This window comes from Xylophilus rhododendri, assembly GCF_009906855.1.
GTDB classification, from domain to species: domain Bacteria; phylum Pseudomonadota; class Gammaproteobacteria; order Burkholderiales; family Burkholderiaceae_C; genus Xylophilus; species Xylophilus rhododendri.
The window spans coordinates 2152313-2175487 of sequence record NZ_CP047650.1 but is presented as its reverse complement, the minus strand read 5'-3'; the positions used below and the strand labels follow the sequence as shown (position 1 = coordinate 2175487).

Annotated in this window: 24 protein-coding genes and 1 pseudogene; 9 read left to right on the top strand and 16 right to left on the bottom strand. The window is 69.5% G+C overall.

The window, feature by feature from the left end:
* Positions 1–6: 6 nt before the first annotated feature.
* The 9 genes and pseudogenes from GT347_RS10040 to GT347_RS10000 all read right to left on the bottom strand — a co-directional run bounded on the left by GT347_RS10040 (position 7) and on the right by GT347_RS10000 (position 8956).
* The gene (locus tag GT347_RS10040; RefSeq protein WP_160551822.1) at positions 7–1371 is read right to left on the bottom strand and encodes a GspE/PulE family protein; all 1365 of its coding nucleotides are present in this window, start codon (positions 1369–1371) and stop codon (positions 7–9) included.
* Entirely contained in the window at positions 1368–3749 is a 2382-nt protein-coding gene (gspD, locus tag GT347_RS10035) for a type II secretion system secretin GspD (protein WP_160551821.1), read from the bottom strand. The genes GT347_RS10040 and gspD overlap by 4 nt, the downstream gene beginning before the upstream one ends.
* A gap of 5 nt (positions 3750–3754) precedes the next feature.
* Positions 3755–4576, bottom strand: coding sequence for a type II secretion system protein N (gene gspN / locus GT347_RS10030; protein ID WP_160551820.1), 822 nt, complete (start codon positions 4574–4576; stop codon positions 3755–3757).
* A 4-nt stretch (positions 4577–4580) separates the two neighbouring features.
* On the bottom strand, positions 4581–5201 hold the full coding sequence (gene gspM, locus GT347_RS10025; protein ID WP_160551819.1) for a type II secretion system protein GspM: 621 nt from the start codon (positions 5199–5201) through the stop codon (positions 4581–4583).
* Positions 5198–6442 (bottom strand): type II secretion system protein GspL, encoded by a 1245-nt coding sequence (gene gspL / locus GT347_RS10020; RefSeq protein ID WP_160551818.1) that lies wholly within the window; start codon positions 6440–6442, stop codon positions 5198–5200. Before gspL ends, gspM begins: the two co-directional genes overlap by 4 nt.
* Positions 6443–6500: 58 nt before the next feature.
* Positions 6501–7487, bottom strand: coding sequence for a type II secretion system minor pseudopilin GspK (gspK, locus tag GT347_RS10015; protein ID WP_160551817.1), 987 nt, complete (start codon positions 7485–7487; stop codon positions 6501–6503).
* Positions 7484–8191: a PulJ/GspJ family protein gene (locus GT347_RS10010; protein WP_160551816.1), complete on the bottom strand. Its 708-nt coding sequence runs from the start codon at positions 8189–8191 to the stop codon at positions 7484–7486. Before GT347_RS10010 ends, gspK begins: the two co-directional genes overlap by 4 nt.
* A gap of 2 nt (positions 8192–8193) precedes the next feature.
* Positions 8194–8562 carry a type II secretion system minor pseudopilin GspI gene (gene gspI / locus GT347_RS10005; RefSeq protein ID WP_160551815.1) on the bottom strand — a complete coding sequence of 123 codons (369 nt, stop codon included), beginning with the start codon at positions 8560–8562 and terminating at the stop codon, positions 8194–8196.
* Positions 8559–8956, bottom strand: a pseudogene (locus GT347_RS10000) (type II secretion system protein GspH). Before GT347_RS10000 ends, gspI begins: the two are co-directional and overlap by 4 nt.
* Between GT347_RS10000 and GT347_RS27490 the strand changes: the two are divergent.
* Complete coding sequence (locus GT347_RS27490) at positions 8901–9056, top strand: hypothetical protein (RefSeq protein WP_229722965.1); 156 nt, start codon at positions 8901–8903, stop codon at positions 9054–9056. The pseudogene GT347_RS10000 and the gene GT347_RS27490 sit on opposite strands and share 56 nt — an antisense overlap.
* Positions 9057–9158: 102 nt before the next feature.
* Here the strand turns inward: GT347_RS27490 and gspG are convergent, their stop codons facing one another.
* Positions 9159–9599: a type II secretion system major pseudopilin GspG gene (gspG, locus tag GT347_RS09995; RefSeq protein WP_160551814.1), complete on the bottom strand. Its 441-nt coding sequence runs from the start codon at positions 9597–9599 to the stop codon at positions 9159–9161.
* A 109-nt stretch (positions 9600–9708) separates the two neighbouring features.
* Here gspG and GT347_RS09990 point away from each other — a divergent pair, with 109 nt between their 5' ends.
* On the top strand, positions 9709–10119 hold the full coding sequence (locus tag GT347_RS09990; protein WP_229722815.1) for a type II secretion system protein N: 411 nt from the start codon (positions 9709–9711) through the stop codon (positions 10117–10119).
* Here GT347_RS09990 and GT347_RS09985 read toward each other — a convergent pair whose 3' ends face one another.
* From GT347_RS09985 to ilvA, 3 genes are read right to left on the bottom strand one after another with little or no spacing between them, the layout of a single operon-like run.
* Entirely contained in the window at positions 10120–10677 is a 558-nt protein-coding gene (locus GT347_RS09985) for a histidine phosphatase family protein (RefSeq protein ID WP_160551812.1), read from the bottom strand.
* The gene (locus tag GT347_RS09980; RefSeq protein WP_160551811.1) at positions 10677–11483 is read right to left on the bottom strand and encodes an adenosylcobinamide-GDP ribazoletransferase; all 807 of its coding nucleotides are present in this window, start codon (positions 11481–11483) and stop codon (positions 10677–10679) included. The genes GT347_RS09985 and GT347_RS09980 overlap by 1 nt, the downstream gene beginning before the upstream one ends.
* Positions 11484–11493: 10 nt before the next feature.
* Positions 11494–13089, bottom strand: a complete 1596-nt coding sequence (gene ilvA, locus GT347_RS09975; RefSeq protein WP_160551810.1) for a threonine ammonia-lyase, biosynthetic — start codon at positions 13087–13089, stop codon at positions 11494–11496.
* 255 nt (positions 13090–13344) lie between these two features.
* Between ilvA and GT347_RS09970 the strand changes: the two genes are divergently transcribed.
* Positions 13345–13797: an OsmC family protein gene (locus tag GT347_RS09970; RefSeq protein ID WP_160551809.1), complete on the top strand. Its 453-nt coding sequence runs from the start codon at positions 13345–13347 to the stop codon at positions 13795–13797.
* An 8-nt stretch (positions 13798–13805) separates the two neighbouring features.
* Here GT347_RS09970 and coq7 read toward each other — a convergent pair whose 3' ends face one another.
* A complete protein-coding gene (gene coq7, locus GT347_RS09965; RefSeq protein ID WP_160551808.1) occupies positions 13806–14429 on the bottom strand; it encodes a 2-polyprenyl-3-methyl-6-methoxy-1,4-benzoquinone monooxygenase in 624 nt (207 codons plus the stop codon).
* 378 nt (positions 14430–14807) lie between these two features.
* On the opposite strand from coq7, the gene GT347_RS09960 reads away from it, so the two are divergent.
* Complete coding sequence (locus GT347_RS09960; protein WP_229722814.1) at positions 14808–15944, top strand: porin; 1137 nt, start codon at positions 14808–14810, stop codon at positions 15942–15944.
* A 163-nt stretch (positions 15945–16107) separates the two neighbouring features.
* On the top strand, positions 16108–16929 hold the full coding sequence (locus GT347_RS09955; protein WP_160551807.1) for a DUF3047 domain-containing protein: 822 nt from the start codon (positions 16108–16110) through the stop codon (positions 16927–16929).
* 25 nt (positions 16930–16954) lie between these two features.
* Here GT347_RS09955 and GT347_RS09950 read toward each other — a convergent pair whose 3' ends face one another.
* Positions 16955–17425 (bottom strand): YqaA family protein, encoded by a 471-nt coding sequence (locus GT347_RS09950; RefSeq protein WP_160551806.1) that lies wholly within the window; start codon positions 17423–17425, stop codon positions 16955–16957.
* Between the two features lie 135 nt (positions 17426–17560).
* On the opposite strand from GT347_RS09950, the gene dusB reads away from it, so the two are divergent.
* From dusB to GT347_RS09930, 4 genes are all read left to right on the top strand, one after another.
* A complete protein-coding gene (dusB, locus tag GT347_RS09945; RefSeq protein ID WP_160551805.1) occupies positions 17561–18616 on the top strand; it encodes a tRNA dihydrouridine synthase DusB in 1056 nt (351 codons plus the stop codon).
* Positions 18617–18678: 62 nt separating this feature from the next.
* On the top strand, positions 18679–18915 hold the full coding sequence (locus GT347_RS09940) for a Fis family transcriptional regulator (protein WP_160551804.1): 237 nt from the start codon (positions 18679–18681) through the stop codon (positions 18913–18915).
* A 64-nt stretch (positions 18916–18979) separates the two neighbouring features.
* Positions 18980–20548 (top strand): bifunctional phosphoribosylaminoimidazolecarboxamide formyltransferase/IMP cyclohydrolase, encoded by a 1569-nt coding sequence (gene purH, locus GT347_RS09935; RefSeq protein WP_160551803.1) that lies wholly within the window; start codon positions 18980–18982, stop codon positions 20546–20548.
* A 107-nt stretch (positions 20549–20655) separates the two neighbouring features.
* Positions 20656–22662, top strand: a complete 2007-nt coding sequence (locus GT347_RS09930; protein WP_160551802.1) for a sigma-54-dependent Fis family transcriptional regulator — start codon at positions 20656–20658, stop codon at positions 22660–22662.
* Here GT347_RS09930 and GT347_RS09925 read toward each other — a convergent pair.
* Positions 22659–23120: a DUF779 domain-containing protein gene (locus GT347_RS09925; RefSeq protein ID WP_160551801.1), complete on the bottom strand. Its 462-nt coding sequence runs from the start codon at positions 23118–23120 to the stop codon at positions 22659–22661. The genes GT347_RS09930 and GT347_RS09925 overlap by 4 nt on opposite strands.
* Positions 23121–23175 lie beyond the last annotated feature (55 nt).

The following is a 23175-nucleotide window of genomic DNA, read 5'->3' as shown; positions in this document are numbered from 1 at the left end:
GCGACTTCAGTCGCGCGTGACCCGCAGCACTTCCTCGGGCGAGGTGATGCCCGCGGCGACCAGCCGTTCGCCGTCTTCTCGCATCAGGGTCATGCCGGCGGCCAGGGCGGTCTCGCGGATCTTGGCTTCGGCGGCCTGGCCGTGCACCTGTTCGCGGATGACGTCGTCCACCACCAGCAGCTCGAACACGCCGGTGCGGCCGCGGTAGCCGCTGGGGTCGCTCGGGTCGAGCCGGCGCACCAGGCGCTGGGCCAGCACGCCGAGCAGGGAACTCGACAGCAGGAAGGGCTCCACGCCCATGTCGATCAGCCGGGTGACGGCGCTGGCCGCGTCGTTGGTGTGCAGCGTGGCCAGCACCAGGTGGCCGGTGAGCGAGGCCTGGATGGCGATCTGCGCGGTCTCGAAGTCGCGGATCTCGCCGATCATGACGATGTCCGGGTCCTGGCGAAGGATGGCGCGCAGGGCGCGGGCGAAGTCCAGGTCGATCTTCGGGTTGACCTGGGTCTGGCCGACGCCGGCCAACTCGTACTCGATCGGGTCCTCGACCGTCATGATGTTGTTCTGCGTGGCGTCCAGCCGCGCCAGCGAGGCATAGAGCGTGGTGGTCTTGCCGGAGCCGGTGGGGCCGGTCACCAGCACGATGCCGTGCGGCTGGGAGATCAGTTTCTCGAAGCGCTGCAGCACCACGCCCTGCATGCCCACGGCCTCCAGGCTGATGCGGTTCTCGCTCTTGTCGAGCAGGCGCAGCACGGCGCGTTCGCCCCAGGCCGAGGGCAGGGTGGAGACACGCACGTCCACCGCCCGGGTGCCGATGCGCAGCGAGATGCGGCCGTCCTGCGGCAGGCGTTTCTCGGAGATGTCGAGGTCGGCCATGATCTTCAGGCGCGAGATCAGCGCGGCATGCAGGGCGCGGTTGGGCTGCACCACCTCGCGCAGGGCGCCGTCGACGCGGAAACGCACGCTGGACTGGCGTTCGTAGGGCTCGATGTGGATGTCGCTGGCGCCGTCGCGCGCGGCCTGGGTGAGCAGGGCGTTGAGCATGCGGATGATGGGCGCGTCGTCGGCCGTCTCCAGCAAGTCCTCGATGGCGGGCAGCTCCTGCATCATGCGGGAGAGGTCGGCATCGCTCTCGACCTCGCTGACCACGGTGGCCGCGCTGGATTCGCCCTGGGCATAGGCCGCGCTGATGCGCTGCGCCAAAGCGGGCGCCTCGATGCGCTGCAGCAGGCGCACCGGATGGCGGCGCAGCACCTCGCCGCTGGCGGCCGGGTCCGGCGCGGGGCCGTGCCAGAGCGTCAGCGTGCCGTCCGTGTCCTCCAGCAGCAGCTGGTGGGTGCGGGCGAAGGCGTAGGGCAGCGGGTAGCGGGTCACTGCGTGTCCTGGCGGGTCAGCGGATCGGCGGTGGGCGGCAGGGCGCCGCGGCGGGGCGGGCCGGAGGGGGCCGTCACCGACGGCGGCATGGGCGGCGGGATCAGCGTGGTGCCCTGCACCGGATCACTGGACGGCCGCGCCGGCGGCGTCGGGAAGACCGGCAGGATGGGCGCGCCGTCCACGCTGTTCATCACCGCGCTGGGGGCGGGCTGCATGTTCTGCTGCAGGGTGCGGATCGCGTCGTAGCGGTCCTGCGTCAGGCCGTCGGTCTCGCTGGCGTCGCGCACCACCACCGGGCGCAGGAAGACCATCAGGTTGGTCTTCTTGCGCGAGCGGCTCTCGCTGCGGAACAGGGCGCCGAGCACCGGCACGTCGCCCAGGCCCGGGACCTTGTCCTGGCTGAGCGAATAGTCGTCCGACAGCAGGCCGCCCAGCACCACGATGCTGCCGTCGTCCACCAGCACGTTGGATTCGATGGAGCGCTTGTTGGTGGTCGGGCCGTTGGTGTTGTTGGTGGTGCTGGCGTCGACGCTGGAGACTTCCTGGTAGATCGCGAGTTTCACCGTGCCGTTGGCGTTGATCTGGGGCTTCACCCGCAGCGTCAGGCCCACGTCCTGCCGGGTGACGGAGGTGTAGGGGCTGGTGGTGGCGCCCGAGGTGAGGATGGTGGAGCCGGTGATGAAGGGCACGTTCTGGCCGATCACGATCTTGGCTTCCTCGTTGTCCAGCGTCAGCAGGTTGGGGGTGGACAGCACGTTGCCGTCGCCGGTGTTCTGCAGGAAGGTGGCCAGGGCGCCCAGGTAGTACTTGCCGTTGATGCGCGGGATCAGCGCGGCGTTGAAGCCGTTGCCCAGGCCCGCGGCGGCGCTGGCCAGGGCGGTGGTGCCGCTGGCGGCGGCGACGGCCGCGCTGATGATGTTGGTGCCGGCCACGCTGGAATTGGTGCCCAGCACGCCGATGGTGCTGCCGGAATTGCCCAGCACGCTCTGCCACTGGATGCCGAAGTCGGCGACCTTGTTGGCGTTGACTTCGACGATCAGGCTTTCCACCAGCACCTGGGCGCGGCGGCCGTCGAGCTTGTCGATGACCGCGCGCAGCTGGCGGTACTGCGGCTCGGTGGCGGTGATGATGAGCGAGTTGGTGGCCGGGTCGGCCTGGATGCTGCCGCCGGTGGACGGCATGGCGCTGTTGGCGAAGTTGCCCGAGGCGCCGCTGCTGAGCGAGGCGCTGCCGAAGCCGCCGGATGCGCCGCTGCTGCTGGAGCCGCTGAGGTTGGTCAGCGCCGTCGGCAGCGCGCTGGTGCCGGAGGTGGGCGCGGCCGAGGCCGTCGTCGTGCCTCCCGTGGCGCCGCCCGCTGTGCCGCCGGTGCCCGCGGTCAGCGAGGCCAGCGCGGCGCGCAGGGCGACGGCGATGCGGGTGGCCTCGGCATTCTTCAGGTAGACCACGTAGATGTTGCCCGCATCCCCGTTCGGGCCGAGCGCCGTCGGCTGGTCCAGCTTGGCGACCAGCGAACGCACCAGCGCCAGCCGCGCCGGGTTGGCGCTGCGCACGATCAGCGCATTGCTGCGCGGCTCGGCGATCAGGGTGGTGCGGAAACTCGTGTCGCTCTGCCCGCCGGCGGCACCCGCGGCCGGCGCGGCGCCGGCGCCGGTGGCGGCCTGACCGCTGCCTTCGATCAGCCGCGACACCAGCGGCACCACATCGACCGCGTTGGCGTAGCGCAGCGGAATCACTTCCACGTCGGTGGCGTTGGACACATCCATCGACGCGATGATCCGCGCCAGCCGCTGCAGGTTGTCCGCGTAGTCGGTGATGACCAGCGAGTTGTTGCCCGGGTTCACGTTGATCGTGTTGTTCGGGCTGATCAGCGGCCGCAGCACCGGCACCAGGTTGGCCGCGTTCTCGAAGTTCAGCCGGAAGATCTGGGTGACGATCTGGTTGCCCTGCGTGCGCGGGCCGTTGCCCACGGTGACCGAGCCGCCCTGCAGCTTGGCGTCGGCCTCGGGCACCACCTTGTACAGGCCGGCGGATTCCACGACGGTGAAACCCTGCAGGCGCAGCGCGGCCAGGAACTGGTCGAAGGCCACGGTGGGCGGCACCGGGCGTTCGGTGATCAGGGACATGGTGCCCTTGACCCGCGGATCCACCACCATGTTGCGGCCGGTGATGGTGGAGAGCGTGCGGGCCACGGCCTCGATCTCGGCATTGGTGAAGTTGAGCGTGACCGGCTCGCGCGAGCCGACGGCCGAGGGCAGGGCGCCGACGGCGGTCTGCGCCAGGGCGGGGTTGGCGTCGGCCAGCAGGATGGTCAGCAGCGCGGCGATCGTGAGCCGCACGAAGGGTGCGGGACGCGGCGTGGTGGACGAATGGAATGGCATGGCGTTCAGCCCAAGGTGATGACGGAGGTGGCGCCGTCGCGACGGCCCAGGAGATTCAGCAGGATGGAGAGCGCCGCTTCACGTTCCGGCAAAGCGCGTGCCAGGCCGTTGAAACGCAGGCGGTTGCCGACCCAGCGGCCTTCGCCCGAGAGCTGCAGCGCGCCGCCCAGGGTGCTCAGCTGCAGGTGGGGCACGTCGCCGCCCTGCAGGCTGAGGCGGTAGCTGCCCAGCGGGCGCAATTGCGAGACGCTGGAGGCGAGGTTCTGGATGTCGATGTCGGCCCGGCCGGCCATGGACATGCGGCCGCTGGCGAAATGCAGCGCCATGCCGGTGGTGCGCACCGCCAGCGTGCCTTCGGGCTGCACCGTGTTGAAGGGCGTGCCCAGGCCGGACAGCAGCGAGGCCGGCCAGGAGGAGCCGCTGTCCTCGATGGCCAGGTGCACGCCGCTCCAGCCGATGGCCACCGTCATGGCGATCGGCTGCGCGGTGCAGCAGCCGGCCAGCAGCTGCAGGCGCAGGCCGGTCAGGCGCGGGCGCAGCTGCCATTCGATGCGGTCGGGCAGGGCGACGGCGTCGCTGCTGCCGCTGCCGCCGGCCAGCACCAGCTGGGCCGATCCGTTCCAGACGGTGCCGCGCGGGTCGGCCAGCAGCACATGCCGGCCGCTGGCCGAGGCGATGTCGCCGGTCAGCCAGCGTGCGGGCGCGAACAGCAGCAGGGCGAGGAGCAGGCCGATGAACGCACCGACGATGGGTGCGGCCAGGCCGGGCGAGTTGCCGCCGCTGCGCCGGAAGGCGGGCGTGCGCTGGCTGGGCAGTCGGCGGGCCATCGGGTCAGGCCGCCGGCAGGGCCAGCACGATGGTGCCGTCCCAGCGGATGTCGTCGTTGGTCGGCGTGCGCGCCGCGGCCGGCGGTGCGGCCGTGGGCGGAACGCCGGGCCTTGCCGAAGGCGCTGCTGCCGCCGCCGGCGCGGCGGCGCGGGCCGGGCTGCGCACCAGGCGCATCTCGACCGGCGCGACCCGGGCGTTGGTGCGCGCCTGGCCCAGCCAGGACGCCACGCTGGCCGCGGGAATGGCGCGCAGGTTGATCACCGCGCGTTCGCCGCTGACCTGCATCTGCGCGCCGCTGCCGAGCGCCGTGACCGATTCCTGCAGCGCACGCAGCGCGGCTTCGCGGCCGATGCGCGGCTGGGCGGCGAGCTGGCGCGCTTCCGCCTGCAGGGCCAGCATCTGCTGCAGCTGGGCATCGAGCTGCTGGCGCTGCACCTGCACCTTCTGCAGGCTGCGCAGTGCCGGCGCCAGGGCGATGGCCCAGACCAGCAGGATGGCCACGGCCGAGGCGGCCAGGGTGCTGAGATAACGCTCGCGCGGCGACATCGCTTCCCAGCGCGCGCGCCAGGGTGCCATGGCGGTGCCCAGGCGAACGGACAGCGGTGTGGGTGCGGGGCGTTTCATGGGGTGGCCTCCGAGCGCAGCAGCAGGGCTTCGCCCTCGGTGCGGGCGCTGATGCCCTGGTTCTGCAGGTTGGCCACGGTGGTGCCGGCTTCCTCGCCCTGCAGCTGCAGCCCGACCAGGCGCAACTCGTTGCCGTTGAATTCCAGGGCCTGGGCGCTGCGGCCCGGCGGCAGTGCCGCGCCGGCGGCGGCCAGCAGGGCTTCGACGCCGGAATTGGAGGCCACGCCGCTGGCCTGGCGCAGCCGGGTCAGTTCACGCTGCATCTGCACCGGTGCATCGACCACCACCCGCACGTTCGGAAAACTCTGGGTGAGCACGCCGCGCACCGTGGCGTCCTGCGCCTGCACGGCGGCCTGTTCCTTCCAGGACCAGGCATTCAGGCCGATGACCTGGGCGGCCACCGCCAGCCCGGCGCCCCAGCGTGCGGCCCGCCATTGCGGCGCACGCAGCAGTTCGCCCATCAGGGCGCCGGCGCGTTTGGCGACCCGGGCGCGGCCGCTGTTGGCCAGGTCGAACTGCGCCAGATCCCAGCGGCTGCGCGAGGCTTCGAGCCAGCGCGCGGCGGCGGTTTCGAGTTCGGCGGGCCGGCCGGCGGCGGCTTCGGCCAGCGAGGCCACGGCCGGTTCGGCCTGCAGCGGGGCGCCGGCCACGTCCAGCGGCAGCATGGACAGGGCGGTGGGCACCAGCGGCAGCAGCGCCAGTGCGCCGCCGGGCGGCAGGCCGCCGGCCAGCAGCCAGGCGTCCTCCGGTGTGCCGAAGGCGTGCAGGGAAGGCTCCTGCGAGCCGGGCGCCCATTCGGGCACCACACGCGCCACCGGATGGCCGGCGGCTTCCAGGGTCTGCAGCGCGGCGCGCAGCCAGGCGCGGTTGCAGACGGCGACCCAGGCCGCTTCGCCGGCACCGGCGTCGGGCGCCAGGGCGAAATGCAGGCTGGCGGGATCGTCGAGCAGGTGTTCTTCCAGCAGGCCGTCGAGCACCGCGCGCAGGCGCGGCGCGGTGTTGCCGCGGGTGCTGGCGCGCAGGCCCGGCGGCAGGTTCACCCGCTGCCAGGACAGGGCGCGTATCGGCACCACCGCCACCGTCTCGCCGGCCCGGCCGGGTTGGGGCAGCAGCGCGGCCGGGGCGGTGGACTGCTGCAGGACCGACACACCGTCGGCCGTGAGCACATAGGCGAACTCCGGGCTGCCGGGCGCGGCGCCCACGGCATCCGGCAGGGGGAGGGAAACGAGTAGCGTGCTCATGGGAAGTGGGCGAGATTGTAGAGAGAGCCTGTGACAATCCGGCCTGTTGCGATTCGGTTCAACGGTTAGTGGTGGCTTGCGCCGCCAGGCCGAGTGCGCCGCGTTCGCGCCACTCGGGCTTGACGCTGGTGCCTTCGCGGGTGACCAGCGAATGTTCTTCCACCGCCGCCTGCTGCAGCCGCAGCCGGCCGCGCACCTCGAAATAGCTGGAGGTGACCGACTCGTGTTCGTCGTCCAGCGTCAGCTCGGCGCCCGATGCCGTCCTGGCTTCGGCCAGGGTGCGGAAGGGCGCGTTGGTGCGCGCCGTGACCAGGCGCTGCGCCACCGAGTTGCTGGTGCCGATCACCGCGGCCAGCACCGGCACCGGCGCGGTGTTGAGGTTCACGGCGGCGCGTTTGGGCAGGATGGTGGCGTAGGCGGACAGCGCCTGGATCACCTCGGCCGATACGCCGAACCAGGCCAGCTCGTCCAGGCGCTGCGGCAGCAGCGGCGCGTCCTGCCCGCCCGCCAGCGCATTGAACATGCCCTGGGCGATGAGGCTGGCCTGCTGCTCCGGCAGGTTGAGCAGGGAGCACAGGCCCTGCAGGGCCACCAGCGAGTTCTCGTCGAGCTTCTTGCCGTCGGCCGACACCAGGTTGCGCAGGTTGAACAAGGCCTGTGCGTCGGTGATGGCGCCGGAGAGGAAGACGTCGTCGTCCTCGCTGTCCGTGGTGTTGTTCTGGTCGGCCGCCAGAAAGCTCGACAGGCGTGCCTCCTGCAGCGGCACGGCCCAGGGCTGGCTCAGGTTGTCGGTGAGGGCGGTATTGCCGGCGATCTGCGCGCGCCGTGATTCGCGCAGGATCAGCCGCGACCAGTCGAGCGCGCCGCTCAGCATCCAGGCGGCCTGCACCCGGTTGCGCTCGGAGGATTCGATCTCCACGTCGCGCCACTGCTGCCAAAGCGCCGAGGCGGCCAGGGTGGCGACCATGGTCACCGTCAGCATGGCGGCCAGCAGCGCGGCGCCGCGCTGGCGGCGTGTCTTCAGGAGTGTGCGGCGATGGTTCATGTGCCGGGTACCACGCGGGAAGACACCCAGTCGCGGGTGATGGTGCCGGCAAATGCCTGGCCCGGGCTGAGCGAGAGCACTAGGCGCACGCCGTCCGGCAGTGCCGTGGCGGTGGCGACCGCGCTGGCGGCCGCGGCGGCGCTGGCCGCGGTGGAGGTCGTGGCATCGGCCGAGGACAGCGGATTGGTCCAGGCGTTGTTGCGGTAATAGAAGAGCTGCATCGCGTCGGCGCGCGCCACCGGCACCTCGCGCTGGCGTTCGGCGTCACCCGGGTTCTGCGCCCACAGGGCGGCCTGTGCCCAGGCCTGCGTCCACTGCCCGACGGTGACCAGCGGCCCGGACTCCCAGCGCAGCCACCAGCTGTTGCCGTCGGCCAGGGTGCGGCGCGACCAGGCGGCCACCCGCAGGCCTTCGGCGGCGCGGCCGCTGCTGCGGCGGGTGATGCGCAGGGCGCGGCCGTCCCAGTCCAGCGGTGTGATCTGGCTGGCGCCGGTGCCGTCCGGGCGTTCGGTGATCGAGTCCAGGTCCACGCCCCACTGCGCCAGGCCGGCCTGCAGCGCCAGCACTTCGTCGCCGCGCACGCGCGCCTGCTCGCGCGCCCGGGACATGCCGTCCAGCCCGCGCCAGCTCAGCACCGCCAGCAGCGCCATGATGCTGATCGCCACCAGCAGTTCGATCAGCGTGAAACCGCGTGCGCGCCGCATGCTCAGTACCGCCCGACCACGGTGGAGAGCCGCAGGATGGGGTAGCGCCCGTCGTCCACCGCCGCATCCACCCGCCGGAAACTCGGATTGGGCGTGGGCCGCACGGAGACCCGCACATGCAGGATCTGCCCGGCCTGTTCGCAGCTCGCGTCGTTGTCGCCCACGCCGGGCAGCTGCCGGGCCAGGCGGATGCGGGTGAGTTCGTTGCTGGCGCAGAGCTGGGCCAGCACCGTGTCGGACTGCCGCTGTGCATTGCGGGTGAGCGCGCTGGTGGCCTGCAGCCCGGCGATGAGCGCGATCGCCACGATGGCGACGGCGACCAGCACCTCGATCAGCGTGAAGCCGCGGCAGCGCGAAAGCGGCGCAGTCATGGCGCGGCGGCCGTCTCGACCGTGAACGGGCGGATGCCATCGGTGCCGATGCGCAGCGTGCGTTCGGGCTTGGCGAGGATGGCGATGGTGACCTGCTGGCGTCCGATCAGCGGATCCGGCCCCAGTCGCAGCACCGGGTTGGCGCTGACCGTGCCCGTGCCCGGATCGAGCCAGCGTGTGGGCAGCGTGCTGCCCACCAGGCCATCGAACGCGAACCCCCGGGGACGGACCGCCAGACCACCGGAATCCCGCTGGCGCGGGACTGTCCGCGCGCCGCTTCCAGCAGCGCGGCGAGCCGGCTGGCTTCGCGTTCGAGCTGGGTCTCGGAGGGATCGCGGATGGACAGGGTCACCGCCGCGGTCGCGACGGCGATCAGCGCGAGCACCACCAGCAACTCCAGCAGCGTGAACCCCGCATGGCGACGCGCGCCTGCAAAAACCGACGCCGTCGTCCGGGGCGTCGATGAAGACAGCGCTCGCATCCAAATGTCCTAAGCGGCCACGTCCAGCGGCCGCCGCCGGGCCGCCCCAAGGCGGCCGCGCCCTCCCCTCGGGGGATGGCGCAATACACGAAGTGATGAAGCCGAGGGGCCCACGCTACTGCCAGCTGCCGACATCGGCGTTCTTGCCTTCGCCGCCGGACTGGCCGTCCGCACCGAAGGACATCACGTCCACTTCCGCCTTCACGCCCGGGTTCAGGTACTGGTACGGCCGGCCCCACGGGTCGTTGGGCAGCTTGTCGAGATAAGGCTTCCAGTTGGCCGGCACCGGCGCGCTGGTCGGCCGCGCGATCAGCGCCTGCAGGCCCTGTTCGCCGGTCGGATAACGCTGGTTGTCCAGCCGGTAGAGCTTGAGCGCCTGCATCAGGTTGTTGACGTCGGTGCGGGCGGCGGTCACCCGCGCATCGTCGGCGCGCTCGAGCACATTGGGCACGATCAGCGCGGCCAGCACACCGATGATGACCAGCACCACCATCAGTTCGATCAGGGTGAAGCCGGCCTGGAGGCGGCGTGGAAGGCGTCGGAAGGAGGCGGGCATAAGGCGGACGAAAGGGCAACGAAGCGATGCGGAAAAGGCTGCGGCAGGGCCGTCGCACCATGATAATCCCCTGATGCGACAGATCCTCCCCTCCCGCTTCGCTCGGCCTGTGGCTACATCCGCCCTCTGGGCGCTGGCCCTGGCCGGTACGGCTTTCTGGGCGCTGCGCCTGTCCGCGCCGCTGGCCGGCGCGCCCTATCCGCCCGCCGCCGCGCCGTCGGCCGGCGCGCCCGATGCCATGGCCCTGGGCCGGGTGCTGGGTGTGCTGCCGGATGGCCCGGCGCCCTCGGCACCGGCGGCCGCCAGCCGCTTCGAGTTGCTGGGTGTGCTGGCCGGCAGCACCCATGCGGGTGCCGCGCTGATCGCGGTGGATGGGCAGTCGCCCCGGCCCTACCGGGTCGGCAGCACGGTGGTGCCGGGTTATGTGCTGCAGTCGGTGTCTCCGCGCCGGGTGGTGATGGGCCCGGGCGATGGTTCCTCGGGCGCCGGGCTGACGCTGGACATGGCGGCGCTGAAGTAATCAGGGGCTCGCGGTCCAGCGCAGTTCCGTGCGGCTGCCGAAGCCGATGGGCTGCTCCGGCCAGTCCTGGGCCGAATGCACCTGCCGGCGCCCCTGGGCGATCAGGCTGGCGGCGCGGATCACGCCGGCGTGGGTGATCCACAGCTGCGGCGGGCGTTCCTCCAGCGCATCGAACGCATCGCAGACACGCGCCATGAAGGCGCTCACCGTCTCGCCGCCGCCCGGCGCATGGTGGGCGAAATCGGCGGTCCAGGCGGCGAGGGCGTCGGCGCTTATCGTGTCCCAGGCCTGGCCTTCCCAGCGGCCGAAGGCCATCTCGGCGAGGCGGCTGTCGTGTCGTACTGTCAAATCAGGGCGTAGCTCCGCCAGTGCCTCCGCCAGGCTGGTGCAGCGCTGCAAGGGGGAACTCAGCAGCCGAAGGCCGGATGGCAGGGCGCTGGCCAGCTCGGCTGCTGCAGCGGCGGTTTCCGCTGCATCGGCGGCCACGTCCAGCTGTCCGTAGCACAGGCCCGGCGCGATCAGCGGCCTGGCGTGCCGCACCAGCCAGAGACTCGGCATCAGCGCAGCGCGGCGGCGGCGCCGGCGTAGAAGGCGATCTCGCAGAGCTGCTGCGCAGCACCCAGGCAATCGCCGGTGAAGCCGCCCAGCCGGCGCAGGAAAAGACCGCGCAGCCACCCCAGCGCGGCCAGCGCGCAGGCCAGTCCGGCCGCCACGCAAACCGGGCCCAGGCAGGCCAGCAGCAGCACCAGCGGCGGCAGGCACCACAGGGCGGCCGTGAGCAGCGAGCCGGTCGCGATGCGTTCGGCCAGCGGCTTGCTCTTGGTGTGTGCGTCGTCTCCCACATGCACCAGCGAACGTATCAGCAGCAGCGGGAAGAAGCGCGAAAACACATGGCCCGTGCCCAGTAGCAGAAGGGCGGGCCAGAGCCCGTGGCCGTCCAGCACCGCCAGCAGGGCGATCTTGCCCAGGACCGCCAGGCACAGGGCCAGGGCGCCGTAGCTGCCGATGCGCGAGTCCTTCATGATCTCCAGCGCGCGTGCCTTGCCGGCGCTGCCGCCCAGGCCGTCGGCGGTATCGGCCAGGCCGTCTTCGTGGAAGGCGCCGGTGAGCCAGGCGCTTGCGGCCGTGCTGGCGGCGGCTGCGGCCAGGGGCACGATGGGTCCATCGCCCCACAGCCAGCGGGCCGCCGCGAAAACCGTGCAGGCCCAGGCGCCGACGATCCAGCCGATGCCCGGGAAATGTCCCGCCGCCGCACGCAGCCGTGCCGGCGTGTAGCCGGCCCAGTCGGCGAGCGCACCGGTCACCGGGATGCGGGTGAAGAACTGCAGCGCCAGCAGGAAGTGGCGGGCTGCCTCGGCCAGCATCTCCAGCGCCTCAGCCGCGCAGGAACAGCCGGTAGGCGGGGTTGCCGGTTTCCTCGAACCACGGGTAGCCCAGGGTGCCGAGGAACTGCGAGAAGGCCGCGTCGTCCTCGTCCGGCACCTGCATGCCCACGAGGATGCGGCCGTAATCCGCGCCTTGGTTGCGGTAGTGGAACAGGCTGATGTTCCAGTTGGGCTGCATCAGGCTGAGGAACTTCAGCAGCGCGCCGGGCCGCTCCGGGAAGACGATGCGCAGCAGCCGCTCCGGCGCGCCGCTGCCCGTGCCCAGCCGGCCGCCCACCAGGTGGCGCAGATGCTCCTTGGCGATCTCGTTGTGGGTCAGGTCCAGGGTCGAGAAACCCAGGCCGCTGAAGAATTCCGCGATGCTGGCCGACTCGCCCGGCTTCCAGGTCGTCAGTCCGACGAAGACCTGCGCCTCGCGGGCATCGGCGCTGTCGCGCATGCGGTAGTTGAATTCGGTCACGCTGCGGGCGCCGCCGGGAAGTTTGCCGATCGATTCGCAGAAGCGCCGGAAGCTGCCGCGCTCCTCGGGCACGGTCACGGCGAAGAGGGCTTCGCGCTCCTCGCCCACCTCGGCGCGTTCGGCCACGAAACGCAGCCGGTCGAAATTCATGTTGGCGCCGCACAGGATGGCGGCGTAGGTCTCGCCCTGCGTTCCACGCGCGGCGGCGTACTGCTTGATGGCTGCCACGGCCAGCGCGCCGGCCGGCTCGACGATGCTGCGGGTGTCGACGAAGACATCCTTGATCGCCGCGCAGACGGCATCGGTGTCGACGGTGATGAACTCGTCCACCAGCCCGCTGGCGGCGATGCGGAAAGTCTCTTCACCCACCAGCTTGACCGCGGTGCCGTCCGAGAACAGGCCGACATCGGCCAGGGTGACCCGCTGGTGCGCCGCCACCGAGCGGATCATGGCGTCCGAGTCGTTCATCTGCACGCCGATCACCTTCACGCCCGGGCGCACCGCCTTGATGTAGTTGGCGACACCCGAGATCAGCCCACCGCCGCCGATGGCCACGAAGACGGCGTCGAGCCGGTCGGAGCCCGGCCCCTGGCCGATGCCCTGGACCTGGCGCAGGATTTCCATGGCGATGGTGCCTTGGCCGGCGATCACGTCGGGGTCGTCGAAGGGATGGACGAAGGTCAGGCCCTGAGCCTTTTCCAGTTCGACCGAATGGCCGTAGGCGTCGGTGTAGCTGTCGCCGTGCAGCACCACCTCGCCGCCGAGGGCGCGCACGGCATCCACCTTCAGCTGGGGCGTGGTGGTGGGCATCACGATGACCGCCCGGGTGCCGAGCTTGCGTGCGCTCATCGCCACGCCCTGGGCATGGTTGCCGGCCGAGGCGCAGATCACGCCGCGGGCCAACTGCTCGGCCGACAGCCGGGCCATCTTGTTGTAGGCGCCGCGCAGCTTGAAGCTGAACACCGGCTGCTGGTCCTCGCGCTTGAGCAGCACCGTGTTGCCCAGGCGCGCGCTCAGGTTGCGGGCGCGTTCCAGCGGGGTTTCGACCGCCACGTCGTACACACGGGCGTTGAGGATGCGGGTGAGGTAGTCGGCCGGCGTCAGCGGCTGCGGTGCTTGGGTCATGGCGCGCGATCATAGGCGCCAAAGAAAAAAGCCCCGAGTCTTGCGACTCGGGGCTAAATCCACCAAAGGAGGAGGTGGAGGAGACAACTGGTGCGGCGACCTAGGTAAAAACCTGTTTCGGGAAAAACCCGATGGGCGCTGCGATGGATCGAAGTATAGCGGCCTCTTGCTGCGTTGCAACAACCCCCTTCCGGGATCTGTGTGCGAAAAGCGACAATGGCCTCCGCAGACATCGAAAACAGAAAGAGCCGAGCAATGGAATGCACTGTAAGTTGGACCGGCGGCGCGGGAACCCGCTCGCCCATGGGTTTCGTCGCCGAGACCGGCAGCGGCCACGTCGTCGCCATGGATGGCGCGCCTGACGAGGCGAGGCCGGAGAACGGCGGCCGCAATCAGGCGCCGCGGCCGATGGAACTGCTGCTGGCCGGCACCGGCGGCTGCACGGCCTATGACGTGGTGCTGATCCTCAAGCGCGGCCGGCACGACGTTCGCGGCTGTACCGTCCGCCTCAGCAGCGAACGTGCGGCGGTCGATCCCAAGATCTTCACCAAGATCCACATGCAGTTCACGGTGACCGGCAAGGGTATCCCGGCTTCGGCCGTCGAGCGGGCGATCGCGCTCAGCCATGAGAAGTACTGCTCGGCCAGCATCATGCTGGGCCAGATGGCCGAGATCACCACGGGCTTCGAGCTGATCGAAGTCGCCTGAGGCGCTGATCAGATGTAATGCGCCGTCGTCGTCATGACACGGGCGGCACCGCGCATCAGCGCCTTGACCGGCGCCGGCAGCTCGACGGCTCCTGCATGGCGGGCGGCGTCCGCATGCTCTTCTTCATCGATCTTCATCTGCGCGACGATGGCGCGTGAAGCGCCGTCACCGGCCGGCAGCCGGCTCAGGTGGCTGCCGAGATGCTCGCTGACCTGGTCTTCGGTCTCGGCCACGAAGCCCAGGCTGACCCGGTCGCCGATCCTGCCGGCCACCAGCCCCAGGGCGAATGCGCCTGCATACCAGAGCGGATTGAGCAGGCTGGGGCGCGAGCCCAGGGCATCCAGGCGCTGGCGTGTCCAGGCCAGATGGTCGGTTTCCTCACGCGCGGCAGCTTCGAACTGCGCGCGCAATTCACGGTTGTTCGTGCTGGCCGCCTGAGCGGTATAGAGCGCCTGTGCGCAGATTTCGCCGACATGGTTGACGCGCATGTACGCAGCCGACAGCCTTTTTTCGTCGGCGGACAGTTCCGCTGACGGCGTGTCGGGGCTGGCCGAAGGCAGCGGACGCGCGGCGCGATGCTCGGCAAAAAGCGTGCGCAGGGCTGCGTCGGCGGTCTGCAGGAGTTTTTCCATTTGAGTTTTTCCCTTTCGTATCGCAGCAGCTGCGAGCGCCGCTTTCGGTGGCGGATGGCAACATGCCGCCATTGGATTGTGGTCCCGGACCAACTACAGCTGGGGTCGGGCTCGGGGTGTGCATGTAGGACCTCTCCGACGTTGTTGTCAGTGCGCAGCCATCGTCGGATTTATTCGTTGTTGTGATGCAACGAAACCCCGAATTGTGGTCCTCTGCGCCCATAAATCCTTTGCGCCCCAAGGACGCGTCTGGTCGAATACGTCCAACTTCCGAAGAGGAGGTTGGCCCGGGGAACCGGTGGGAACAGGGATGTGCGACACAGTGCACGAGTGTTTCTTTCGATCCGGCGCCCTCTGTTTAACCTTGGAGAACTCGCAATGAAAAAATCTCTGATCGCCCTGGCTGTGCTGGCTGCTTCCGGCGCCGCAATGGCCCAATCTTCGGTCACCCTGTTCGGTATCGTTGATGCTGGCGTTGGCTACATCAAGGCTGACGGCGCTGGTCACGTGACCGGCCTGCTGACCGGCGGCAACTCCACCGCTCGTCTGGGCTTCCGCGGCACCGAAGACCTCGGTGGCGGCCTGGCTGCCAGCTTCTGGCTGGAAGGCGCTCTGAACAACGACGTCGGCGGTGGCGCTTCGCAAACCACCGGCTACGACTTCCAACGTCGTTCGACCATCAGCCTGTCGGGCACCTTCGGTGAAATCCGCCTGGGCCGTGACTTCGCTGCTACCTACCTGCCGTCGATCTCGTACGACGTGTCCGGCCAGCGTGGCTTCGAACAGATCGAACAGTTCGGCGCTGCTGGCGCTGGCGTGACCGGCCTGAACGGCACGACCCGCGTGAGCAACGCCGTGTCGTACTTCCTGCCTTCGAACCTGGGCGGCTTCTACGGTAACGTGCAATACGCCTTCGGCGAGCGCGCTTCCACCCAGACCGCTGTGACCCTGGCCAACGGCCTGAGCACCTCGGCTGCCAACGCCATCACCGACAAGACCGGCAACTACATGGGTGGCCGTCTGGGCTACGCAAACGGCCCCCTGGACGTGTCCGCTTCGTACGGCCAGTTCGCTGACGCCGTCCGTACCGTCGGCACCACCTTCTACGCAGAAGACTACAAGATCGCCAACATCGGCGCTTCTTACGACTTCGGCGTGGTCAAGCCCATGGTCTTCATCCAGCAAGACAAGATCGACGGCCGTGCAACGATCGCCGACTACAAGCTGAACACCTACGCTCTGGGCGCTACCGCTCCCCTGGGTGCTGGCGTTCTGCGCGTGCAAGTCAGCCGCTACGACACCAAGGGCAACAACGTTGATGCCAACAAGTACTCTGTCGGCTACGTGTACAACCTGTCCAAGCGCACCGCTCTGTACGCTGACCTGGCTCGCCTGACCAACAAGAACGGCGGCCAATTCGGCCTGAACGGCGGCGTGGGCGGCCTGGCTGCTGGCGCCCCGACCGTTGGCGGCGACGTCACCGCTTTCGCTGTCGGCGTGAAGCACTCCTTCTAATTTGCAAGCTGGCCTCGAGCCAGCATGCAGACAGAAGTCAAAAAGCCCCTGGCGCAAGCCGGGGGCTTTTTTTATGGGCGCCGCAGTTCAGGGCCATCGAATACCCCATACGAATCATCCGGTTCATTCCGATTGCAGATGGAAAGGCTTAAGCTGCGCCTCCATGCCCTTGCCTGTCCATGCCTTGCCGCGTTTGGCGCTTGCCCTGATTCCCCTCGTGCTGGGTGCTTGTGCCACGGACCGTTCCGGCCGCGATGGTGGTGACCCGGTCGCCGCGGCGGCACCGGCCAGCGCGGAAGAACGCAGCTGGAGCCGCTCGCTCGGTGATGTCGCCGGGCAGATGCGGCAGGTGCCCCGCTGGGAGCATTACCCGCTGCCGGGCAAGCAGGAAACCCGCTACGACTACGTGCGCGACGACGGCCGGGTGGCGGTGCGGGCTACCTCGGAGTCCTCCGCCAGCATGCTGCGCACGCACATGGAGGTCGCCCCCGAATTGCTGGGCAACATGCAGTTCTCGTGGAAGGTGTCCTCGCTGATCGCTACCGCCGACCTCGGCGTGCGCGAGACCGACGATGCACCCGCCCGTGTGGTGCTGGCCTTCGACGGGGACCGCAGCCGTTTCACCGTGCGCGAGTCGGCCATGGCGGAACTGGCCCGCGCCGTCACCGGCGAAGAAATGCCCTATGCAACGCTGATGTACGTCTGGTGCAACCACCGGCCGCCGGGTGCCGTCATCGTTCATCCGCGCAGCGCGCGTGTGCGCTCCATCGTGGTGGAGTCCGGTCCGGGCCGGCTGGGCCAGTGGACGGCCTACCAGCGCGATGTGCGTGCCGATTTCGAGCGGGCCTTCGGCGAGGCGCCCGGCAAACTCACCGGCGTCGCCCTGATGACCGATAGCGACAACACCCGCACCCAGGCCCGCGCCTGGTACGGTCCGCTGCGTTTCGACTCGACCGTCGCGCAAACCTCATCCGCCGCGCCCTGAGTTTTCCGGGGCCACGGCCGCCGCATCAATCGGCGAAGAAGTGCACCAGCACCGCCGTCATGGCCAGGTAGCGCAGGAACTTGCCGGTCAGCATGTAGAACAGGCAGGGCCAGAACGGCAGGCGCAGCCAGCCCGCCACGGCGCACAGCGGGTCGCCCACCAGCGGTAGCCAGCTCAGCAGGCAAGCCTTGGGGCCCAGGCGTTCCAGCCATTCGATCACCCGGGTGTGATGCTTGGAGTGGCTGTACCGGTCCGCCACCTTGTGCGCGCCGTAGCCCAGCCACCAGTCGAAGGCGCCGCCCAGGGTGTTGCCGGCCGTGGCCACGAGGATGGCGGGCCAGAACATGTCCGGATTGAGCTTGAGCAGGCCGAAGAGAAAGGGCTCGGAGCCGATCGGCAGCAGGGTCGCCGAAATGAAGGACGCGATGAAGAGGGTGCTCAGCCCGTACTGGGGCAGAGCCAATAACTGCAGGAATGTGTCAAGCCAGGATTGCATGTGGAGCGAGTATCGCAGCGGCCGTTGCGGCGCTGTAACGCATTTCCGGTGCTGAAGTTTTGGGCAGCTAGAATCACGCCCTTCGCTTTTGCGAACGTCTTTCTCCCCACCCCCGCCTCCATCCCACCTCTTGCCATGCAGATCGGCCCCATTGCGCTTGCCAATCGCTTGTTCGCCGCCCCCATGGCCGGTGTGACGGACAGGCCGTTCCGGCAGCTGTGCAAGAACCTGGGCGCCGGTTACGCGGTCAGCGAGATGGTCACCTCCCGCCGCGATCTGTGGAACAGCCTGAAGACCTCGCGCCGGGCCGACCATCGCGGTGAAACCACGCCGATCGCGGTGCAGATCGCCGGCACCGACGCGGCCATGATGGCCGAGGCCGCGGCCTACAACATCGAACGCGGCGCCCAGGTCATCGACATCAACATGGGCTGCCCGGCCAAGAAGGTCTGCAACAAGTGGGCCGGTTCGGCGCTGATGCAGGACGAGCCGCTGGCGCTGTCCATCGTCGAGGCCGTGGTGGCCGCCGCCGCGCCGCATGGCGTGCCGGTGACGCTGAAGATGCGCACCGGCTGGGACCAGGCCCACCGCAACGCCGTCTCCATCGCCCGCGCCGCCGAGTCGGCCGGCATCCAGATGCTGACGGTGCACGGCCGCACCCGCGAGCAGGGCTACCGGGGCGAAGCCGAATACGAAACCATCGCCGCGGTGAAAGCCGCGGTGCGGATACCGGTGGTCGCCAACGGCGACATCAGCAGCCCCGAGCGTGCACGCGATGTCTTCGCCGCCACCGGCTGCGACGCCGTCATGATCGGCCGCGCGGCCCAGGGCCGGCCCTGGATCTTCCGCGAGATCGCCCATTTCCTGGCGACCGGCGAGCATCTCGCGCAGCCGCTGGTGGCCGAAGTGCGCCGCCTGCTGCTGGACCACCTGGACGAACACTATCTTCTGTACGGCGAAAGCACCGGCGTGCGCAGCGCACGCAAGCACATCGGCTGGTACGTCCACGGCCTGCCCGGCGGCGAGGAATTTCGCAAGCGTATGAACGGCATAGCCGACTGCCGCGTGCAGTGGCAGGCTGTCGCCGACTATTTCGACGAACTCGGAACGCGCTCGGATCGCCTTCCGGTGAAAGCCGCGCCTGCGCCCGAATGCGAGGAAGACGGGCACGCCCAGGACGCCTGCGGCTGACGCGAGGCCGGCAGCCCGGCCCATCCGTTGCAAGAAAAAAAGAGTTGAGTAGAGAGAAGAGCATGAGCAAACAAATGATCGAAACCTGCATACGCGACAGCCTGGAAGGCTATTTCCGCGACCTGGGCGGAGAACAGCCCCACGGCATGTACAACATGCTGATCCAGGTGATGGAGCGGCCCCTGCTGGAAGTCGTCATGGCCGAGGCCGAGCAGAACCAGTCGCGCGCCGCCGACTGGCTGGGCCTGAACCGCAACACGCTTCGCAAGAAGCTGGTGGAGCACAAGCTCCTGAAATGAATCCGCGCGGCAGGCCTCGTGCCGCCGCACCCCACGCGCCTCCTTGCCTGAACACCTCCGCCCCATGAACGCACTGCTTTCCGTTTCCGACAAGACCGGCATCGTCGACTTCGCCCGTGGCCTGCACGCCCTGGGCATCCGCCTGCTCTCCACCGGCGGCACCGCCGCGCTGCTGGCCAAGGAAGGCCTGCCCGTCACCGAAGTGGCCGAAGTCACCGGTTTCCCCGAGATGCTCGACGGCCGCGTCAAGACCCTGCATCCCAAGGTGCACGGCGGCCTGCTGGCCCGGCGCGACCTGCCCGAGCACATGGCCGCACTGGCCGAGCACGGCATCGAGACCATCGACCTGCTGGTGGTCAACCTCTATCCCTTCGAAGCCACCGTGGCCCGCCCCGGCTGCACGCTGGAAGACGCCATCGAGAACATCGACATCGGCGGCCCGGCCATGGTGCGCAGCGCCGCCAAGAACTGGAAGGATGTCGGCGTGCTGACCGACGCCTCGCAATACGCCGAGGTGCTGGCCGAGCTGCAGGCCGGCGAGCTGTCGAAAAAGACCCGCTTCGCCCTGTCGGTGGCCGCCTTTAACCGCATCAGCCAGTACGACGGCGCGATCAGCGACTACCTCTCGCAGATCCAGGAAGACGGCAGCCACGCCTTGTTCCCCGGTCAGTCCAACGGCCGTTTCATCAAGCTGCAGGACCTGCGCTACGGCGAGAACCCGCACCAGCAGGCCGCCTTCTACCGCGACCTGTACCCGGCGCCCGGCTCGCTGGTCACCGCCAAGCAGCTGCAGGGCAAGGAACTCAGCTACAACAACATCGCCGATGCCGATGCCGCCTGGGAATGCGTCAAGAGCTTCGAGCTGCCCGCCTGCGTCATCGTCAAGCACGCCAACCCCTGCGGCGTGGCCGTGGGACGCGATGCGCTGGAAGCCTATTCCAAGGCCTTCCAGACCGATCCGACCTCGGCCTTCGGCGGCATCATCGCCTTCAACCAGCCGGTGGATGCGGCGGCGGCGCAGGCGGTTTCCAGGCAGTTCGTCGAAGTGCTGATGGCGCCCGGCTTCTCGGCCGAGGCGCTGGAGATCTTCAAGGCCAAGGCCAATGTGCGCCTGCTGGAGATCGCCCTGCCGCCGGGCGGCGACACCGCCTGGGCCCAGGGCCGCAACGCCATGGACGTCAAGCGCATCGGCTCGGGCCTCTTGCTGCAGACCGCCGACAACCGCGAGCTGACCCTGGCCGAACTCAAGGTCGTCACCAAGGTGCAGCCCACGCCGCAGCAACTGCAGGACCTGCTCTTCGCCTGGAAGGTCGCCAAGTACGTCAAGAGCAATGCCATCGTCTTCTGCAAGGACGGCATGACCATGGGCGTGGGCGCCGGCCAGATGAGCCGGCTCGACTCGGCCCGCATCGCCAGCATCAAGGCCGAGCATGCCAAGCTGAGCCTGGCCGGCACGGCGGTGGCCAGCGATGCCTTCTTCCCCTTCCGCGACGGCCTGGACGTGGTGGTCGATGCCGGCGCCAGCTGCGTCATCCAGCCGGGCGGCAGCATGCGTGACCCGGAAGTGATCGCGGCGGCCGACGAGCGCGGCGTGGCCATGGTGTTCTCCGGCGTGCGTCACTTCCGCCACTGAGGCCCCCATCGCGCCTGCCGGCGGGCATGCCGCCGCCAGCGCGATTTCACCTGGATATTTGGGTTGGCAAATGCTAACTTCGGAGATCGTTTTGACCTCCGAATCTCATGCACGACCCGCTCACCGAATCCGCGCCGGTGCGATCCCCCGCGCTGGTCCAGCATGCCGATGCCATGGCCGTGCTGCAGCGCTCGCGACAGCGATCCCATGCGTTCGGACTGCAGCGCAACCGCACGCCCGAAGTCTGTGTGCTGGCGCCACGTGAACTCAAGGTGCTGCGCGAACGCAATTCCACGCTGGGCACCCATGCACGCCCGGTGATGGAGAACCTCTACAGCCAGGTCGCCGGCACCCACAGCATGGTGCTGCTCACCGACCGGCACGGCACCATCCTGCATTCGCTGGGCGATGCCGACTTCCTCGCGCGCGCGCAGCGGGTCGCGCTGCAGCCCGGCGTCGCCTGGTCCGAGGAAACACGGGGCACCAACGCCATCGGCACCGCGCTGGCGGAAGGGGAGCCGATGCAGATCCATGCGGAACAGCATTTCCTGCGGGTCAACCAGTTCCTGAGCTGCTCCTGTGCACCCATCGTCGATCCGCTGGGCGAGCTGCTCGGCTCGCTCGATGTGAGCAGCGACCACCGCAGCCAGGGCAAACACACGCTGGCGCTGGTGCGCATGTCGGCCCAGATGGTGGAAAACCACCTGTTCGTGCGGCATTTCGATGCCCAGGTGCAGCTGCACTTCCATGCGCGGCCGGAGTTCCTGGGCACGCTGCTCGAAGGCATCGCGGCCTTCGACATGGACGGGCGTTTTCTCTCGGCCAACCGCAGTGCGGCCTTCCAGCTGGGCATGTCGCTGCGTTGCTTGCAGGCCCACACCTTCGGTTCGCTCTTCGGCCGTCCGGTTTCCGAGCTGCTGGCGCATGGCCGCTCGGCCGGCGGCGAGCCGATGGAGCTGCACATCACCGGCGGGGTGAAGGTCATCGCCCGGGTGCGCCTGCGCCGACCGCCGGCCAGCCTGCCTGTGCTGGTGGCCGCCAACTGCGACGTGGCCGGCGAAGCCGCGCCGCTCGCGCCGGCATCGGCGCCCACCCGGCGACCGCACGGCGATGCCGCCAGCCCGGGCCTGGAAGCGCTGCGCACCGGCGACCCCGCCGTCTCGGCACTGATAGACCGCCTGCAGCGCCTGGCCGGACGCGACATCCCGGTGCTGATCCAGGGCGAAACCGGCACCGGCAAGGAAATCCTGGCGCGCGCCATCCACCACGATTCGCCGCGGCGCGGGCGGCCGCTGGTCGCGGTCAACTGCGCCGCGCTGCCCGAGCATCTGATCGAATCGGAACTCTTCGGCTACGAGGAGGGCGCCTTCACCGGCGCGCGCCGCAAGGGCAGCCCCGGCCGCATCCAGCAGGCCGATGGCGGCACCCTGTTTCTCGACGAGATCGGCGACATGCCGCTGGCCCTGCAATCGCGCCTGCTGCGGGTGCTGCAGGAGCGCGAAGTCACACCGCTCGGCGGTGGCCGACCGGTGCCGGTGAATCTCTCCATCGTCTGCGCCACCCACCGCGACCTGCGGGCGCTGCGGGCTTCGGGCGGCTTTCGCGACGATCTCTACTGGCGCATCAACGGCCTGGTGCTGCGCCTGCCGGCGCTGCGCGAGCGCTGCGACCTGCCTGCCCTGGCGAGCCGGCTGCTGCAGCAGGAATGTGCCGCCGCCGGCATGGCACCGCAGCGCCTGGACGAGGAAGTGCTGGCCCTTTTCGTGCGCCATCCCTGGCCCGGCAATCTGCGGCAACTCGCCAGCCTGCTGCGGACGGCTTGCGCACTCGGTGCCGGCGAAGCCCTGATCGGCTTGCGGCACCTGCCGGACGATTTCCTGGAAGACCTGTCATCGCCCATCCGACCGTCGCCGGTCTTCGCCGAGGCCCCGGTGGATGGGGCGCCGGATGCGCGGCCCCACCGGCCGAGGCCGGAGGAGGCCCTGTCGCTGCAGACCGTCACCGCATCGGCGATCGACCATGCACTGCAGCAACATGGAGGCAATGTTTCGGCGGCCGCGCGTTCGCTGGGTGTCGCCCGCAACACGGTCTATCGCCGGCTGCGTGCGCGCTAGCCGCGCATGTCCGGCCGCGCGGCCGACGTGGCCGCGGTCCGCCGCGCCACGGGACGCAGCAGCGGCCTGACCGTGGTGGAAAACCGCATGCCGGTCGAGCGCTCCAGCGAGAACACCCCGGCCAGCCCCTCGGTCGCATCCAGCCGCAGCTGCGAATGCTCGAGCGCGCGGTACTGGCCGTGGCTGACATAGAAGGGCGTGCCGCCGATATCGCCCAGCAGCACATCCATCTCGACCAGGGGAAAGTCGCCCTGCACGAAACACAGCGGCAGGCTGGGTTCCGCACCGGCGCCAGCGCCGGCCTGGTGGAACATCAAGGGGCCGTGTTCCGCATGCAGCCGGGCGATCAGCGCACGCGCGTTCGCCGTGGCCAGGATGCGCTCGCTCCAGGGAAGCAGGCGCGCCGCGCTGGACCGGCGGGGATGGTGGACGGAAGGGCTGCTCGGAGCGATGTTCATGGGATTCCGTTTCGGTTGAAAAGCTTGCCGGCTGGCCCATGGGCAAAAGCCGTAC

Coding starts and splice junctions, on each gene's coding strand:
- gspD (WP_160551821.1), bottom strand. CDS start 3,749: ATGCCATTCCATTCGTCCACCACGCCGCGTCCCGCACCCTTCGTGCGG.
- gspN (WP_160551820.1), bottom strand. CDS start 4,576: ATGGCCCGCCGACTGCCCAGCCAGCGCACGCCCGCCTTCCGGCGCAGC.
- gspM (WP_160551819.1), bottom strand. CDS start 5,201: ATGAAACGCCCCGCACCCACACCGCTGTCCGTTCGCCTGGGCACCGCC.
- gspL (WP_160551818.1), bottom strand. CDS start 6,442: ATGAGCACGCTACTCGTTTCCCTCCCCCTGCCGGATGCCGTGGGCGCC.
- gspK (WP_160551817.1), bottom strand. CDS start 7,487: ATGAACCATCGCCGCACACTCCTGAAGACACGCCGCCAGCGCGGCGCC.
- GT347_RS10010 (WP_160551816.1), bottom strand. CDS start 8,191: ATGCGGCGCGCACGCGGTTTCACGCTGATCGAACTGCTGGTGGCGATC.
- gspI (WP_160551815.1), bottom strand. CDS start 8,562: ATGACTGCGCCGCTTTCGCGCTGCCGCGGCTTCACGCTGATCGAGGTG.
- GT347_RS27490 (WP_229722965.1), top strand. CDS start 8,901: ATGGACAGGGTCACCGCCGCGGTCGCGACGGCGATCAGCGCGAGCACC.
- gspG (WP_160551814.1), bottom strand. CDS start 9,599: ATGCCCGCCTCCTTCCGACGCCTTCCACGCCGCCTCCAGGCCGGCTTC.
- GT347_RS09985 (WP_160551812.1), bottom strand. CDS start 10,677: ATGCCGAGTCTCTGGCTGGTGCGGCACGCCAGGCCGCTGATCGCGCCG.
- GT347_RS09980 (WP_160551811.1), bottom strand. CDS start 11,483: ATGCTGGCCGAGGCAGCCCGCCACTTCCTGCTGGCGCTGCAGTTCTTC.
- ilvA (WP_160551810.1), bottom strand. CDS start 13,089: ATGACCCAAGCACCGCAGCCGCTGACGCCGGCCGACTACCTCACCCGC.
- GT347_RS09970 (WP_160551809.1), top strand. CDS start 13,345: ATGGAATGCACTGTAAGTTGGACCGGCGGCGCGGGAACCCGCTCGCCC.
- coq7 (WP_160551808.1), bottom strand. CDS start 14,429: ATGGAAAAACTCCTGCAGACCGCCGACGCAGCCCTGCGCACGCTTTTT.
- GT347_RS09960 (WP_229722814.1), top strand. CDS start 14,808: ATGAAAAAATCTCTGATCGCCCTGGCTGTGCTGGCTGCTTCCGGCGCC.
- GT347_RS09955 (WP_160551807.1), top strand. CDS start 16,108: ATGCCCTTGCCTGTCCATGCCTTGCCGCGTTTGGCGCTTGCCCTGATT.
- GT347_RS09950 (WP_160551806.1), bottom strand. CDS start 17,425: ATGCAATCCTGGCTTGACACATTCCTGCAGTTATTGGCTCTGCCCCAG.
- dusB (WP_160551805.1), top strand. CDS start 17,561: ATGCAGATCGGCCCCATTGCGCTTGCCAATCGCTTGTTCGCCGCCCCC.
- GT347_RS09940 (WP_160551804.1), top strand. CDS start 18,679: ATGAGCAAACAAATGATCGAAACCTGCATACGCGACAGCCTGGAAGGC.
- purH (WP_160551803.1), top strand. CDS start 18,980: ATGAACGCACTGCTTTCCGTTTCCGACAAGACCGGCATCGTCGACTTC.
- GT347_RS09930 (WP_160551802.1), top strand. CDS start 20,656: ATGCACGACCCGCTCACCGAATCCGCGCCGGTGCGATCCCCCGCGCTG.
- GT347_RS09925 (WP_160551801.1), bottom strand. CDS start 23,120: ATGAACATCGCTCCGAGCAGCCCTTCCGTCCACCATCCCCGCCGGTCC.